Raw genomic sequence first — 16,048 nt, forward strand, 5'->3', positions numbered from 1 at the left:
GTGGCTTAATAGCTCCCACAACTTCCGGCGGCAAGCGACTGCTCACTACAGCGTTTGCCGTTGGGTAGCGCACACATCCCGATAGCAGAACCATCCAGTTGACGAGCAACAGAGAGCGAACCGCCAATCATGGCGCAATTAGCTTCTCCTGAACTGGACATTGCTGCCTTCATGCCCGGTGCGACATGCGCGGCGGTTGCCTGCTGAACAGGTTCGCTGCTACAAGCCGATAATAATAACGCGGCACATCCTACCCAAAACGCTGCGCGCATCTTACTCCCCTCTGAATATTAACCAAACGACACAGCCATAAATAATAGGCAGCGGAAACACCGCCGTCGAGAGGCAAAATACGCATTTATGCGTACTGTTTACATTTTCTGGCAATTTTTTGCCTGCTCCTTTGATCAAACCATTCATTCTGTTTATTCCAGGGACACAAAAGCGAAAATCTGTCTTTAGCGCTTTTGCTAAAATAGAAAGATAACTACAGGACTCGCCGCTGTTACGCGTGTCCCTCTTTTTGCGCAATGTAAGGGTGTCAGTATGATCACAATTGACGGTAATGGTGCGGTTGCTTCAGTCGCATTTCGTACCAGCGAGGTTATCGCCATCTACCCGATTACGCCCAGTTCGACGATGGCTGAACAGGCAGATGCCTGGGCCGGGAACGGGCTTAAGAACGTGTGGGGGGATACCCCTCGCGTCGTAGAAATGCAGTCAGAAGGCGGCGCGATCGCAACCGTTCATGGCGCGTTGCAGACCGGTGCGCTCTCTACGTCGTTTACCTCATCGCAGGGCCTGTTGCTGATGATCCCAACGCTGTACAAACTGGCCGGTCAGTTGACCCCGTTTGTACTGCACGTTGCGGCTCGTACAATTGCAACTCACGCATTATCGATCTTTGGCGATCATTCCGACGTGATGGCGGTGCGCCAGACAGGATGTGCGATGCTGTGTGCCAGCAGCGTTCAGGAGGCACAGGACTTTGCGCTGATTTCGCAAATTGCCACCCTGAAAAGCCGGGTTCCGTTTATTCATTTCTTTGATGGTTTCCGTACATCCCATGAAATCAATAAAATTGTGCCACTGGCCGACGACACGATCCTCGGATTGATGCCGCAGACGGAAATCGATGCTCATCGCGCTCGGGCGCTTAATCCTGAGCATCCGGTTATTCGCGGTACGTCTGCGAACCCGGACACCTATTTCCAGTCACGCGAGGCAACAAACCCGTGGTACAACGCGGTTTACGATCATGTAGAGCAGGCGATGAACGATTTCGCCGCAGCGACAGGTCGCCAGTACCAGCCATTTGAATATTACGGCCATCCTCAGGCTGAGCGCGTCATTATCTTAATGGGCTCGGCAATTGGCACCTGCGAAGAAGTCGTTGAAGAACTACTGGCGCATGGCGAGAAAGTCGGCGTTCTGAAAGTGCGTCTGTTCCGTCCATTCTCTGCCAGACATTTACTGCGCGCGCTGCCGGAAACCGTACGCAGCATCGCCGTCCTGGATCGCACCAAAGAACCCGGCGCACAGGCAGAACCGTTGTATCTGGACGTAATGACCGCGTTAGCAGAAGCCTTTAACTGTGGCGAGCGAGAAACGCTACCGCGCGTGATTGGCGGACGTTATGGCCTTTCTTCCAAAGAGTTCGGTCCAGACTGCGTGATGGCAGTCTTTAATGAGCTGAGCAGCGCGAAGCCGAAACCTCGCTTTACGGTCGGTATCTATGATGATGTCACCAACTTGTCGCTACCGTTACCGGAAAACACCCTGCCCGGTACGGCTAAGCTCGAAGCGCTGTTTTACGGGCTGGGCAGCGACGGTAGCGTGTCAGCCACCAAAAACAATATCAAAATTATTGGTAACTCGACGCCATGGTATGCGCAAGGTTATTTCGTCTACGACTCGAAAAAAGCAGGCGGTCTGACAGTCTCCCACCTGCGCGTTAGCGAGCAGCCTATTCGATCAGCGTATCTGGTTTCACAAGCCGATTTTGTTGGCTGTCACCAGCTGCAATTTATCGATAAGTATCAGATGGCCGAGCGCCTGAAACCAGGCGGTATCTTCCTGCTTAATACGCCATACAGTGTGGATGAAGTCTGGGGTCGTCTGCCACAGGAAGTTCAGGCGGTACTGAATCAGAAGAAAGCCCGTTTCTACGTGATTAATGCGGCCAAAATCGCCCGCGAATGCGGTCTGGCAGCGCGTATTAACACCGTTATGCAAATGGCCTTCTTCCATTTGACGCAAATCTTACCCGGCGACAGCGCGTTGGCTGAATTGCAGGGGGCGATTGCGAAAAGTTACAGCAGTAAAGGACAGGACCTGGTTGAACGTAACTGGCAGGCTCTGGCCCTGGCACGCGAATCCGTCGCCGAAGTAGCACTCCAGCCGGTTGATCCGCACAGCGCAAACCGCCCACCGGTGGTTTCTGATGCCGCACCTGATTTCGTGAAAACCGTCACCGCGGCAATGCTCGCCGGTCTGGGTGATGCCCTCCCCGTATCCGCGCTGCCGCCAGACGGTACCTGGCCAATGGGCACCACGCGTTGGGAAAAACGCAATATCGCCGAAGAGATCCCCATCTGGAAGGAAGAACTGTGTACCCAATGTAACCACTGCGTTGCCGCTTGCCCGCACTCGGCAATCCGCGCCAAAGTGGTTTCACCTGAAGCGATGGAAAACGCCCCTGCTAGTCTGCATTCTTTGGATGTGAAATCACGCGATATGCGCGGTCAGAAGTATGTCCTGCAGGTTGCACCAGAGGATTGCACTGGCTGTAATCTGTGTGTCGAAGTTTGCCCGGCAAAAGATCGCCAAAACCCGGAAATCAAGGCCATCAATATGATGTCGCGCCTTGAGCATGTTGAAGAAGAAAAAGTTAACTATGACTTCTTCCTCAATCTGCCGGAGATCGACCGCAGCAAGCTTGAACGCATTGATATCCGTACCTCGCAGTTAATCACTCCGCTGTTTGAATATTCCGGCGCCTGTTCTGGTTGTGGTGAAACACCGTATATCAAACTGCTTACGCAGCTGTATGGCGACCGCATGCTGATCGCTAACGCGACCGGCTGTTCATCGATTTATGGCGGTAACCTCCCTTCAACGCCGTATACGACCGATGTCAATGGTCGTGGACCTGCGTGGGCAAACTCTCTGTTCGAAGATAACGCCGAGTTTGGTCTGGGCTTCCGCCTGACGGTGGATCAACACCGTGTGCGCGTCATGCGTTTGCTGGAGCAGTTTGCGGATAATATTCCGTCTGAACTGAATGACGCCCTGCATGCTGAAGCGAGGCCAGAAGTACGCCGTGAGCAAGTTGCTGCGCTGCGCCAGCATCTGAAAGATGTCGAAGGTGCACAGCAACTGTTAACCGATGCCGACGCGCTGGTCGAGAAGTCCATCTGGCTGATTGGCGGCGACGGCTGGGCTTACGATATTGGTTTTGGCGGGTTGGATCACGTCCTGAGTCTGACCGAGAACGTCAATATTCTGGTGCTGGATACCCAGTGTTACTCCAACACGGGTGGACAAGCGTCGAAAGCCACACCGCTTGGGGCGGTTACAAAGTTTGGTGAGCATGGCAAGCGCAAGGCTCGCAAAGATCTTGGCGTCAGCATGATGATGTACGGGCATGTTTATGTCGCACAGATTTCTCTGGGCGCCCAGTTGAATCAGACGGTCAAAGCTATCCAGGAAGCTGAATCCTACCCCGGCCCGTCGCTGATTATCGCGTATAGCCCATGTGAGGAGCATGGCTATGATCTCGCGCTAAGCCACGATCAGATGCGTCAACTCACGGCTACCGGATTTTGGCCGCTGTACCGCTTTGACCCACGCCGAGCAGACGAAGGTAAGCTGCCGCTGGCGCTCGACTCGCGCCCACCGTCAGATGCGCTGGCCGAAACATTGCTTAACGAGCAGCGTTTCCGCCGCCTGAACGCCCAACAGCCAGAAGTTGCAGAACAGCTGTGGAAGGATGCGACGGCTGATTTGCAAAAACGCTACGACTTCCTGGCCCAACTGGCAGGCAAAGCGGAAAAGAGCGGTACCGAATAATACGATTTTCTCAGTATTAGCCCGGAACCAAAAAAAAAGCCCGAACAGTTGTTCGGGCTTGTCAATTTATTCGCTGGCTAATTAATAAGTGTCATCAATATACCAACGAAAAATAAAACGTGACAATAAAGGCATATAACACGCGCAGAATAGCCCAACAAAATTCAATTGTATAATTTTTATTTTATATATATTTTCATTAACTCATTCATGTCAACTATCACTATTTCCGTAGAATTATTTGTTTAAGGTTTTACTTAAGACGTAACAATTCATATTTATCTCTTTACGGAACTTCTCCTTTAGCATGCTTTTACTCCCTACATGGGTAGTCACAGGTTAATAAAAAAACTAAAGGATTATTTCAATGAACAGAAAAGTACTGGCTCTCGTAATTCCTGCCCTGCTGGCTGCAGGCGCTGCTCACGCTGCTGAAGTTTATAATAAAGACGGCAACAAATTAGATCTCTATGGCAAAGTAGACGGCCTGCATTATTTCTCTGACGACGCTAACAGCGATGGCGATCAGACTTATATGCGTATGGGCTTCAAAGGCGAAACACAGGTTAATGATATGATCACCGGTTATGGCCAGTGGGAATATCAGGTTCAGGCCAACGGCACCGAAGGTGATAAAGGCGACTCCTGGACTCGTCTGGCATTCGCAGGTATTAAAGTCGGCGACTACGGTTCATTCGACTACGGCCGTAACTACGGCGTAATGTACGACGTTGAAGGCTGGACCGATATGCTGCCAGAATTCGGTGGCGACTCTTACACCAAAGCTGACAACTTCATGACCGGTCGTGCAAACGGTGTTGCAACCTACCGTAACACCGACTTCTTTGGTCTGGTTGACGGTCTGAACGTTGCACTGCAGTACCAGGGTGCGAACGAAAATCAGTCACCAGAGCAAGAAGGCACCAATAACGGTGGCGACGATCGTAACATGAAGAACTCTAACGGTGACGGCTTCGGTATCTCCTCTACCTACGATCTGGGTATGGGCGTAAGCTTCGGTGCGGCATACACCTCTTCTGACCGTACTAATGAGCAGGTAAACCACTCTACCGCAGGTGGTGATAAGGCTGACGCATGGACTGCTGGTCTGAAATACGACGCGAACAATATCTACCTGGCAACCATGTACTCTGAAACCCGCAATATGACCCCGTATGGTGGTTCTGACGGTAGTGATAATACTATTGCCAACAAAACTCAGAACTTTGAAGTCACTGCACAATACCAGTTCGACTTCGGTCTGCGTCCGGAAGTTTCTTTCCTGATGTCTAAAGGTAAAGATCTGGGTGTAAACGGATCAGACGGTGACCAGGATCTGGTTAAATATGCCTCCGTAGGTGCCACTTATTACTTCAACAAAAACTTCTCCACTTACGTTGATTACAAAATCAACCTGCTTGATGAAGACAAAACCTTCTACACTGCCAATGACATCTCTACCGATGACACTGTAGCACTGGGTATGGTTTACCAGTTCTAATCCGTCAGCCCGCTGGCAACGGCGGGCTCTCTTTACGCTCTAATAATTCTGTTTTATCTCATTCAAAACATTATATCTGTTGCGTTAAAACACATCTCTGATAGATGATATCTTGCATTAAGGTCTGTAGTAGAGGATACCTGCAATGAATCATCATCCTGTAAAATCATCCCGTATTGCATCCGTCGGCTATGACGAATCCTCTTGCACGCTAGAAATTCGCTTTCACCAGTTGGCTACGCTGCAATATCAGCAGGTCCCTGCCCGTATTTTTCGTGATTTCCTGATCGTGGTCTCTAAAGGCCGATTTTACGATGGGGTAATAAAAGGCAAATTTCCTGAAATCAAAATAAAGTGATGCCAAAATGTGATCGTTGTCATTGTACATAAAGTGCCATTACGCGGTAAGCTTTAGGTGGATACTTAAACAGGAGGTTTTATGAACAGAACGATTCTTGTACCCATCGATATTTCAGACTCAGAATTAACTCAACGCGTTATTGCCCATGTTGAAGCAGAAGCAAAGATCGACGATGCACAGGTTCATTTTTTGACCGTCATTCCGTCATTGCCCTATTACGCTTCCCTGGGACTGGCCTACTCGGCAGAGTTACCGGCCATGGACGATCTGAAAGCCGAAGCGAAATCTCAACTGGAAGAGATTATCAAGAAGTTCAATATCCCAACGGACAGAGTGCACGTTCATGTCGCAGAAGGTGCGCCGAAAGACAAGATTCTGGAGATCGCTAAAAAATTACCGGCTGATATGGTCATTATTGCCTCACACAGACCTGACATCACCACCTACCTGCTGGGCTCTAACGCCGCGGCGGTAGTGCGTCACGCGGAGTGTTCGGTACTGGTAGTCCGCTAAGCTGTTTGGCCCGCACATCGTTGCGGGCTTTTTGTTTCTACGCCTTATCCCCCACGATTCCTGTCCTAAATGTGCTGACATTTTTCCCGCCAGAACATTCAGCACGTTGCCGCAAAAGGCAAACTTACTTGTTCCTTTATTAAGCGCCTGTAGTTTCAGTTTTATGAAATTTGATAATGATCCACTTGTGCAAGCAACCTACGCCCCTAATGCGACAAAATCTACAGTTTTTGCCGCAGGTGGAAAACCAGATAGTGAGATAAATATTCCGGAAATAAATGGGACTTGCATCAACTACACCTTAAGAAAAGATGCAGAGACAATGTCTTTTTATGTGGCATTCGATAAGAATGGGAATAAAAAACATTTTGGCTATATATCCTGACAACAGGCGAGAGATAGGGGAATATTTAGCCAATAAGGAAGATTAGAATACCATTCCTCTTATATCAACTAAGATAATAGAGGAATAGATTAATTGCTTATAAATTAGTATCCTGCAGCCTTATTTGCTGCTTTTATGCGCTTATTTCTTGCGTCTTTTTCATTTTTGTCTTTAGCTTGCATTATCCCACTGGCGGCATCCAACCAATCATTTGTTGTGCATCCTGACAATACCATGCTCAACATTAGTGCTAACACACACTTCATTTTAACTCCATCATTTATTTTTTGTACAAATAACGTCCGTGTAATACTTAATGTATTTAACGATTATGCAGACAATTTAACAAATAACCCCAATCCTGGCAAGGCGTCATTTAAACAACCCGTTAAGCGATGAGGGTATCATTACCATTTTTTAAATGAGGATAATCAAAAAGAATAAATCGGTCCGCAAAAAGATATATTACATAATGGACCCTATGTTTCTACGCATCTATCCTACATGACTATCCTAAATGACAGTTCGATGCACAGATAATATCGATGGTACGGCTCTCGCTTTCCTGCGTTGATGTATCGCTACGTCGCGACAACATTACGTCCTCTCTTGAAACCCAGGTAAAAACAGAGTATAAATACTGTATATAAACCCAGCAAATGAGCGATAAGCAATGTTCGTGGAACTCGTTTATGATAAAAGGAATTTTGATGGTCTGCCCGGCGCAAAAGATATTATTCTGGGCGAGTTGACCAAGAGGGTTCATCGGATCTTCCCCGATGCTGAAGTTCGGGTTAAACCGATGATGACACTTCCGGCGATCAACACTGACGCCAGCAAGCATGAAAAAGAACAGATAAGCCGAACGGTTCAAGAAATGTTTGAAGAGGCTGATATGTGGCTGGTTTCAGATTAAGCACCTTGAACCGTCATATTGCTTAAGTACCATCCGCTGTGACTGGCAATCATTCTATACTCGCACTATCGGACGTTTGCCGGTCGGCCGCAGCCATGCTCTTGCATACGGCATGGTTGCGGCAGTTCGCTACACCCTGCGTTTTTCGCTCCCTGACATTGCTCGTTGATAGTTCAGAACTGAATTATCTGGCGGTGAACTGCTCCACAATTTTCTTCAACGCTTCAATATCTGCTTTCAGCTGATTAATTGCTTCCTGTCCGGGGCCATGTACCTTTATTCAATCATGCTGTTCGTAGTTTATTCTGGTCTGGTCACGAAGAGCAAAAATCTTACTACTCTATGAGTAACATCGGTGCCAGATAGAACTCAGCTGTAAAACGTGCTGGTATTCGTCGCCGTAATCCGTACCATACGCGGCATACTTTTGCCTGCTGGCAGTAATCGGCTGGAGCGAACCCATCATTTATAGCTAATCAGATGGGGCATGAAAACGCGCAAATAGTGTACGACGTCTACAGTACATGGATTGAAGAAATGAATGACGATCGGGTTGCAATGTTGAATAACCAACTAGCCCTGTGATTGAAGTTTGCCCATTATATGCCCCTTTTGGTTTTTGAGAACGGTAAGAATGCAAGATAATCAACAAGTTACAAAGAAAGAACAATACAACCTGAACAAACTGCAAAAACGTCTGCGTCGTAACGTGGGCGAAGCCATTGCCGATTTCAATATGATCGAAGACGGCGATCGCATTATGGTGTGCCTTTCCGGCGGGAAAGACAGCTATACCATGCTGGAGATCCTGCGTAATTTGCAGCAAAGCGCCCCGATCAGTTTTTCCTTAGTTGCGGTTAACCTCGATCAAAAACAACCCGGTTTCCCGGAGCACATTCTGCCAGAGTATCTTGAACAGCTGGGCGTTGAGTACAAGATTGTCGAAGAAAACACTTACGGGATCGTCAAAGACAAAATCCCAGAAGGCAAAACGACCTGCTCGCTCTGCTCTCGCCTGCGTCGCGGCATTCTGTACCGTACGGCAACCGAGTTAGGTGCCACCAAGATTGCGCTCGGCCACCATCGCGACGACATCCTGCAAACGCTGTTTTTAAACATGTTCTACGGCGGGAAAATGAAAGGCATGCCGCCGAAGCTGATGAGTGATGACGGTAAGCACATCGTGATCCGCCCGCTGGCTTACTGCCGTGAGAAAGATATCGAGCGTTTCTCCGAGGCGAAAGGTTTCCCGATTATTCCGTGCAATCTGTGCGGCTCACAGCCTAACCTGCAGCGTCAGGTCATTGCCGACATGCTTCGTGACTGGGACAAACGCTATCCAGGCCGCATTGAAACCATGTTCAGCGCAATGCAAAACGTTGTACCTTCACATCTGAGCGATATCAATCTGTTCGATTTTAAAGGCATTAAGCACGGCTCAGAGGTTGTGAACGGCGGTGATTTAGCGTTCGATCGTGAAGAGATCCCGCTGCAGCCTGCGGGCTGGCAGCCAGAAGAAGATGATGCTCAACTGGATGAATTACGCCTGAACGTGGTGGAAGTGAAGTAAGCGTCTGTCAGGCCTACAACGTGCATAAGCGCCTGTAGGCCTGATAAGCGGAGCGCCATCAGGCGCCCCAACGGGTAGTTATTTCAATAACCGGACCCGGCAAGTCTTGCCTTTAATCTTACCGTTTTGTAATTGCTTCCACGCCTTGTGCGCTATGTTCTGGCGGACGGCGACATAGACGTGTGCCGGATGAACAGTAATTTTGCCGATATCAGCGCCATCCAGGCCAATGTCACCGGTCAGAGCCCCCAGAACATCGCCAGGACGCATTTTCGCTTTTTTACCGCCATCAATGCATAACGTCGCCATCTCTGCTTCCAGCGGCAGGATTGAGCCGTTAACTGGCGCAGTTAGCCAATTCAGCTTCAGTTGCAGCATTTCAGAAAGGATGTTGGCACGCTGCGCTTCTTCCGGCGCACAGAAGCTAATCGCCAGACCGCTGTTGCCGGCACGCGCGGTACGTCCGATACGATGGACGTGGACTTCCGGATCCCACGCCAGTTCGAAGTTAACTACCAGCTCAAGTGATTTGATATCCAGGCCACGTGCGGCCACATCGGTTGCGACCAGGACGCGCGCGCTACCGTTGGCAAAACGAACCAGCGTCTGATCGCGATCGCGCTGTTCCAGGTCGCCATGTAATGACAGTGCGCTTTGCCCTGCCGCATTCAGTGCATCGCAAACGGCCTGACAATCTTTTTTGGTGTTACAAAAAACCACACACGATGCGGGTTGATGCTGGCTGAGTAGCTTTTGCAGCAGCGGAATTTTTCCGTGGCTGGAGGTTTCGAAAAACTGCTGTTCAATCGCCGGTAACGCATCGACCGTATCAATTTCAATCGTTAATGGATTTTGCTGTACCCGGCCACTGATAGCAGCAATGGCTTCCGGCCAGGTTGCGGAAAACAGCAAAGTCTGACGTGACGCAGGCGCAAAGCGAATGACATCATCAATCGCATCGCTAAAGCCCATATCCAGCATGCGGTCGGCTTCATCCATAACCAGCGTATTCAGGGCATCCAGAGAAACGGTGCCTTTTTGCAGGTGGTCAAGTAAACGACCCGGTGTGGCAACAATAATATGTGGTGCATGTTGCAGGGAGTCACGCTGTGCGCCAAAGGGTTGCCCACCGCACAACGTTAAGATCTTGGTGTTTGGCAGGAAGCGCGCTAAACGACGCAGTTCACCCGCCACCTGGTCGGCAAGCTCGCGCGTTGGGCACAGCACCAGAGACTGCGTCTGAAACAGCGCGGCATCAATATGCTGTAATAGCCCAAGACCAAAAGCAGCCGTTTTGCCACTGCCGGTTTTAGCCTGCACGCGAACATCTTTACCTGCCAGGATTGCCGGTAACGCAGCAGCCTGAACAGGCGTCATTTCAAGATAGCCCAGCTCGTTAAGATTCTCGAGTTGAGCAGCAGGTAAAACATTCAGGGTTGAAAAAGCGGTCACAATTTAATCTCGCGGTAAAAACTCACATTCAGCAGGCGCGTATCCTCGCAGATCTGTGCCCGTGATGCGACAATTTAATCGGTTCTTCATCCGGCGGCGGATCCGGCATGGGCTGCGGACGAGGTATGGGATCGGGAATGGGAACCGGATCGGTCGGTAGCGAATCAGTGTTCGACGTTGCAATCAGACAGGTCATATACCCCTCCAGTCATTCAGGTTGACTCTTTTAGGGTAGACGCTGATTTCCTGCGGGCAAAAAAAAGCCGACTAATCTAAGTCGGCGTCGTACGAATCAATTGTGCTATGCAGTAATTCAAAAAAGGAAGTAAGACAATATGGAGCGCAACGCCCATCGCTTGACGTTGCATTCACCTGCGAGAGAGATATTGCCCCGAATAGGTAGATGGTTTATTGACTTCGCTCAAAAATCAGGACGTTTTCATGCGCAAAAGCCACTAAAAAACGTTGTTGTTACAACCATTTACTACGGTGCAACCATAAAGTAACACCACCAATCAGGACCACTAACAGAATACAAAAAAGTGAGAAACCAAACTGCCAACCACCGCCGGGGATACCGCCGAGGTTAACGCCGAAAAGCCCAGTTAAAAATGTGCTGGGAAGAAAAACCATTGCCATCAATGACATTGTATACGTTCGGCGAGCCAGAGACTCCTGCATCACCTGCGCAATTTCATCCGCCATAATACCGGTCCGGGCAATACAGGCGTCTATTTCATCCAGCCCTCTCCCCAGCCTGTCAGCGATATCCTGCATCCGTCTCCGATGGTCGTCGGTCATCCAGGGTAAACGTTCACTCGCCAGACGGGCATAGACATCACGCTGTGGTGCCATATAACGGCGCATCACAATTAGCTGCTTACGCAGTAAAGCCAAAAAACCACGCGGTGGGATCTGCTGATCGAGCAGGTTATCTTCCAGATCAATAATCTTGTCGTGCAGCTGTTCGATAAATTCGCTGGCATGGTCGGTTAGCGCATCACACACATCCACCAGCCAACTGCCACAATCAGCCGGTCCTGTCCCTTCCTGGAGATCGCTGACCACATCATCCAGTGCCAGCACTTTGCGCTGGCGGGTTGAGACAATCAGACGTTCATCCATATATAAGCGCATCGCCACAAGTTGGTCAGGACGCTCGTCGGTGCTGCCGTTAATACAGCGCAGTGTAATCAGCGTACCTTCCCCGACTCTACTGACGCGTGGGCGTGTACTTTCGCCTGCCAGCGCATCACGCACATTGTTGGGAAGAAGAGGTGTTGTCGCCAACCATTGGGCGCTTTCAGGATGGGTATAATTAAGATGTAGCCAGCAGGGATGCTGACTATCGATAACATCGTTATCTTCCAAGGGTTTCACCCCACCCCGGCCATCCAACAGCCAGGCAAACACGGCATCCGGCACATTAACATCCGTTCCCTTAATGGCTTCCACAGCGCCTCCACAAACATTCAGCTTTTTTCGTTAGTCTAGCTGTCAGAATATGTTAAGCAATATCTCATTGTCCCATTGTGCTGAAATGATTCATAAAAATATCTGATAATACAAAAAGCGCCGACGATTGCGACGCTTGCATCGAGATGTCCGGTTAAGCCCGCTGCCATCTCGCTGACTCAAGAGCGTTACTTAAGCGAAATTTATGTGTTCGCGACTGGAGATCAATCACCTGGTTTTTCAGGATACCTGAGGAATCAGAAAGCTCATCAACCATAATGGCATTACTTTGGGTTACATTCTCCAGTTCGGCCAGTGCATGAGTAATTCTGATAATTCCTTTCTCCTGCTCCTGTGTAGTGGTTAATATCTCGCCCATCAGTTGGTTTAATTGACCGGCACCACCGACAATATCATGCATATTTTTTTCTGCTTCACGCACAATAGCTGCACCTTGCTGAACATTTTGATGGGTTTGCGCAATCAGCTGCTTAATATTCTTAGCAGCATCCGCACTTCGGTGTGCAAGCATTCTGACCTCACCGGCCACCACGGAAAAACCTTTGCCATGTTCACCGGCCCTCGCCGCTTCCACGGCAGCATTCAATGCCAGAATATTTGTCTGGAATGCGATACCATCAATTAGCGTAATAATTTCCGTCATCTGCTGTGCACATTCGGTGATTGAACGCATATTTGTCGCAACCTGCACCATTAATTCGCCACCCTGAATGGCGCATTGCGTGGCAACTGTTGCCTGGACGCTGGCGATTTGCGTGTTGTCAGCATTATTTCGCGTATTAACGGCTATCTCATCCATATTAGCAGCCGTCTGCATCAATGCTCCGGATTGTTGTTCCGTTTTCACTGAAAGCTCGGCGCTGCGTTCCGCAAGCTGTTCAGAGAGCGCCATCGCCGTTTGCGAGGATGTTCTGATCTCATTAACGAGTGTTGAAATATTACTCGATAAACTATTGATGCCCGGTATTAGTCTACCTGCACAATTATTACCAAACTCTGGAATACTGATCGCCAGATTCCCAGACGTCACTTCCTCAATGCTCCTTTTTACCGTATTGATCGGCATGACCAGGTATTTCGTCATATACCACCATAAGCATAATATAGAAATAAGGCTTACCACATTCGTACCAATTATAATTTCCGACGTGGCCGAGAAAATCATCTCAACAATATTGAGAGCAACCGCCGAAATGAGCAGAAATAAAATAATGAAGGTTCTGACGCTAATATCATTTAACATTTTAGTCCTGTGCACAAAGAAATCATGTAGATATTATTTTTTATAGCACCTGCAATGCAGAATGCCATTGCTCTGCGACGAAAGCTGAACTTTCAATGAGAGCCCGCAATCCTTTTACTTAAGGCAAGAAATTGCACCTTTTATTTCTGTTAGTTCAGTGTTTTATTCCATTAAATGGCTGTAATGGCGCCAGGCATCAGGTTATTGTGATGACAAGCACATGGAGAGCATAAAACGCACAGAACTATAAATTTGGTGAATGTTTATATAAGTAATGACTCGTTATTTTCACTATTTTCCTGTTTCCTCTAATACCAGTGTAAAAACATAAGAACATTCCCGGTGTTATCATGTTAACTGGACAAAACCTGCTAGATTTATTACCACGGCTTTTTTTCGATAGGTAGTATGATGTTGAACGTGTCGTGGGACCCTGTATTGATTGGGATTTCCTTTGTTGTCGCGTTTATTGCCTCTTTTATTGCTCTCGATAGTGCGGGCAAGGTGGCAATCTCCAACCGACGACAATCTACCTTCTGGCGGCTGTCTGGCGGGGCTACGCTAGGGATGGGTATTTGGTCAATGCATTTTATCGGTATGCTGGCCATGAAGATGAGTATGCCGATCAATTACCATTTTTCGCTCACGGCATTTTCTTTCTTTATTGCGCTCATTTCTGCAACTCTCGCCATTAATATCGCCATTTCCGGTAATACGCTTTCAACAAAACGATTAGTCGTAGCCACAGGAATATTAAGCGCCGGTGTCGTCACCATGCACTACGTTGGCATGTATGCCATCATTGAGCATGTTGCCATCCTATGGAGTCATTCGCTGATACTGCTCTCAGTGATGATTGCCATCGTTGCATCTGGTGTGGGTTTGTGGCTGGCGTTTCATTTACGCCAAAATACCCGTCGAGTCCTGATCAATCGGCTTGTCGCCGCCTTTATTATGGCGCTGGCGATTGCCTCTATGCATTACACCGGGATGGGAGCGGCAACATTCACCCATTTTGGACACTCTGTACACAATGGGCTCAGCACGTTGGAACTCTCTGTCTGGGTCTGCGCCGTCACGCTGGTTATTTTGGGTATCATGCTGGTGGTGTCGATGGTGGATTCGCAACTGCGTACCTCCCGGCTGGCAGACAACTTACATCAACTTAATTGCCAGCTTGAGCATCAGGTCCACTTCGACGCACTGACCGGACTTGCCAATCGCACACAGATTGATGCCTGCTTACAGGCCTGTCTGCAGCATTCCAAACTGGATCAGCATCAATTTGCTCTGGTATTCATCGACCTCGATCGCTTCAAAGTCGTTAACGATACCTGGGGACATCACATCGGCGATCAGTTGCTGATCGCCAGTACGCAGCGAATCTACAGCTGCCTTGATGACACCATGACGCTGGCGAGGCTGGGGGGAGATGAGTTTATTCTTCTGGTTCCTGACTGCAATAAAGAGGATATCACCGCTCTGCTGACCCGGATTGCCGCTGCGATTGGCGATCCTTTCACGCTTTTTGGGTACACCATTCGGGTTTCGTTAAGTGCGGGAAGCAGTATTTATCCTGAGCATGGTTCCACGTTGCATGAGTTAAAAGTAAAGGCTGATATGGCGATGTATCATGTCAAACAGGCTGGCAGAAACGGTTGGGCTATTTATAGCCCAGAAATGGAAGCTATCGCCGATACACCGCCGACATTTTTACAGGAACTGTCACAAGCTCTGGAACACGATCAATTTGAGCTTTGGTACCAACCCAAATACACCGCCGGAGATCATTCCCTGACCGGTTTTGAAGCGTTATTACGCTGGCATCACCCGGAACGCGGCATGCTGTTACCCGCAGAGTTTCTGCCTGCGCTGGAAGAAACAGGGCTTATCATTCCGGTCGGTAAATGGGTTATCCAGCAGGCATGCCAGCAGTTACATCAATGGAAGTTACAGGGCCATGCGGAATGGACCCTCGCCGTTAATCTTTCCCCTTCCCAGTTTGAACAACATGACATCGTTGATGTGGTTTGTAGCGCCCTTGCACAATATCAACTATCACCTGCATATCTCACGCTGGAATTGACTGAAAGTACAGCACTTAAAAATTTAAAACGTAGCGCTGAAGTCTTAAATGCATTTTCAGCTTTAGGGATCACCGTTTCTATTGATGATTTCGGTACCGGTTATTCAAATATATTGATGTTGAAGTCTCTTCCGGCACGGGAATTAAAAATTGACAGAGTATTTGTTAAAGATATCAGCGAGAACAGCAAAAATACAAAGATTGTGTCTACTATTATTGACATAGCCCACTCCATGAATATGCAAGTGGTGGCTGAAGGAATAGAGACCCAGGAGCAGGAAATACTCCTGACCCAGATGGGATGTGGTGTGCTGCAAGGTTTCTTGTTTGCAAAACCGTTGCCTGCGCATCAGATCCATGAATTGATTCCAACGGAAAGCAACATTAAGCAGCAGCGAATCGTACAGTCTTTGTCTCCTCAACAATCAATAACATTATGAGACTGTAATATAAAAAACAGATGCCATTAAACGG

At 48.6% G+C, this 16,048-nt stretch carries 14 protein-coding genes and 1 pseudogene; 9 read left to right on the top strand and 6 right to left on the bottom strand.

What is annotated here, in order from left to right:
- Positions 1 to 5: 5 nt before the first annotated feature.
- Positions 6 to 272, bottom strand: a complete 267-nt coding sequence (locus tag OGX86_RS08135) for a putative hemolysin (RefSeq protein WP_003833199.1) — start codon at positions 270 to 272, stop codon at positions 6 to 8.
- Positions 273 to 546: 274 nt separating this feature from the next.
- Between OGX86_RS08135 and nifJ the strand changes: the two genes are divergently transcribed.
- The 5 genes from nifJ to OGX86_RS08160 all read left to right on the top strand — a co-directional run bounded on the left by nifJ (position 547) and on the right by OGX86_RS08160 (position 6,831).
- Positions 547 to 4,071: a pyruvate:ferredoxin (flavodoxin) oxidoreductase gene (nifJ, locus tag OGX86_RS08140; RefSeq protein WP_286639783.1), complete on the top strand. Its 3,525-nt coding sequence runs from the start codon at positions 547 to 549 to the stop codon at positions 4,069 to 4,071.
- Positions 4,072 to 4,438: 367 nt separating this feature from the next.
- The gene (gene ompC / locus OGX86_RS08145; protein WP_048216298.1) at positions 4,439 to 5,572 is read left to right on the top strand and encodes a porin OmpC; all 1,134 of its coding nucleotides are present in this window, start codon (positions 4,439 to 4,441) and stop codon (positions 5,570 to 5,572) included.
- A gap of 145 nt (positions 5,573 to 5,717) precedes the next feature.
- Positions 5,718 to 5,930, top strand: a complete 213-nt coding sequence (locus OGX86_RS08150; protein ID WP_003833205.1) for a KTSC domain-containing protein — start codon at positions 5,718 to 5,720, stop codon at positions 5,928 to 5,930.
- Positions 5,931 to 6,011: 81 nt separating this feature from the next.
- Positions 6,012 to 6,446 (top strand): universal stress protein UspF, encoded by a 435-nt coding sequence (gene uspF / locus OGX86_RS08155; protein ID WP_003833207.1) that lies wholly within the window; start codon positions 6,012 to 6,014, stop codon positions 6,444 to 6,446.
- A 163-nt stretch (positions 6,447 to 6,609) separates the two neighbouring features.
- Positions 6,610 to 6,831: a hypothetical protein gene (locus OGX86_RS08160; RefSeq protein ID WP_128317125.1), complete on the top strand. Its 222-nt coding sequence runs from the start codon at positions 6,610 to 6,612 to the stop codon at positions 6,829 to 6,831.
- A gap of 104 nt (positions 6,832 to 6,935) precedes the next feature.
- Here the strand turns inward: OGX86_RS08160 and OGX86_RS08165 are convergent, their stop codons facing one another.
- The gene (locus tag OGX86_RS08165) at positions 6,936 to 7,097 is read right to left on the bottom strand and encodes a hypothetical protein (protein ID WP_167493775.1); all 162 of its coding nucleotides are present in this window, start codon (positions 7,095 to 7,097) and stop codon (positions 6,936 to 6,938) included.
- A 407-nt stretch (positions 7,098 to 7,504) separates the two neighbouring features.
- Here OGX86_RS08165 and OGX86_RS08170 point away from each other — a divergent pair, with 407 nt between their 5' ends.
- The 3 genes and pseudogenes from OGX86_RS08170 to ttcA all read left to right on the top strand — a co-directional run bounded on the left by OGX86_RS08170 (position 7,505) and on the right by ttcA (position 9,317).
- Positions 7,505 to 7,747, top strand: a complete 243-nt coding sequence (locus OGX86_RS08170; protein ID WP_032943565.1) for a DinI family protein — start codon at positions 7,505 to 7,507, stop codon at positions 7,745 to 7,747.
- Between the two features lie 321 nt (positions 7,748 to 8,068).
- Positions 8,069 to 8,332: pseudogene (locus OGX86_RS08175) on the top strand (tyrosine-type recombinase/integrase); the annotation flags it as partial.
- Positions 8,333 to 8,381: 49 nt separating this feature from the next.
- Positions 8,382 to 9,317 carry a tRNA 2-thiocytidine(32) synthetase TtcA gene (gene ttcA, locus OGX86_RS08180; RefSeq protein ID WP_048223931.1) on the top strand — a complete coding sequence of 312 codons (936 nt, stop codon included), beginning with the start codon at positions 8,382 to 8,384 and terminating at the stop codon, positions 9,315 to 9,317.
- A gap of 78 nt (positions 9,318 to 9,395) precedes the next feature.
- On the opposite strand, the gene dbpA is transcribed toward ttcA, so the two are convergent.
- From dbpA to OGX86_RS08200, 4 genes are all read right to left on the bottom strand, one after another.
- Positions 9,396 to 10,769: an ATP-dependent RNA helicase DbpA gene (gene dbpA, locus OGX86_RS08185; protein ID WP_048223933.1), complete on the bottom strand. Its 1,374-nt coding sequence runs from the start codon at positions 10,767 to 10,769 to the stop codon at positions 9,396 to 9,398.
- 28 nt (positions 10,770 to 10,797) lie between these two features.
- Positions 10,798 to 10,965: a proline-rich small protein YnaL gene (ynaL, locus tag OGX86_RS08190; RefSeq protein ID WP_095533097.1), complete on the bottom strand. Its 168-nt coding sequence runs from the start codon at positions 10,963 to 10,965 to the stop codon at positions 10,798 to 10,800.
- Between the two features lie 275 nt (positions 10,966 to 11,240).
- Positions 11,241 to 12,224: a zinc transporter ZntB gene (gene zntB, locus OGX86_RS08195; RefSeq protein WP_032943570.1), complete on the bottom strand. Its 984-nt coding sequence runs from the start codon at positions 12,222 to 12,224 to the stop codon at positions 11,241 to 11,243.
- 154 nt (positions 12,225 to 12,378) lie between these two features.
- The gene (locus tag OGX86_RS08200; RefSeq protein WP_071692408.1) at positions 12,379 to 13,488 is read right to left on the bottom strand and encodes a methyl-accepting chemotaxis protein; all 1,110 of its coding nucleotides are present in this window, start codon (positions 13,486 to 13,488) and stop codon (positions 12,379 to 12,381) included.
- Between the two features lie 411 nt (positions 13,489 to 13,899).
- On the opposite strand from OGX86_RS08200, the gene OGX86_RS08205 reads away from it, so the two are divergent.
- Positions 13,900 to 16,014, top strand: a complete 2,115-nt coding sequence (locus OGX86_RS08205; RefSeq protein ID WP_128317127.1) for a putative bifunctional diguanylate cyclase/phosphodiesterase — start codon at positions 13,900 to 13,902, stop codon at positions 16,012 to 16,014.
- Positions 16,015 to 16,048 lie beyond the last annotated feature (34 nt).

It is taken from the genome of Citrobacter sp. Cpo040 (assembly GCF_030332915.1).
Lineage (GTDB): Bacteria > Pseudomonadota > Gammaproteobacteria > Enterobacterales > Enterobacteriaceae > Citrobacter > Citrobacter portucalensis.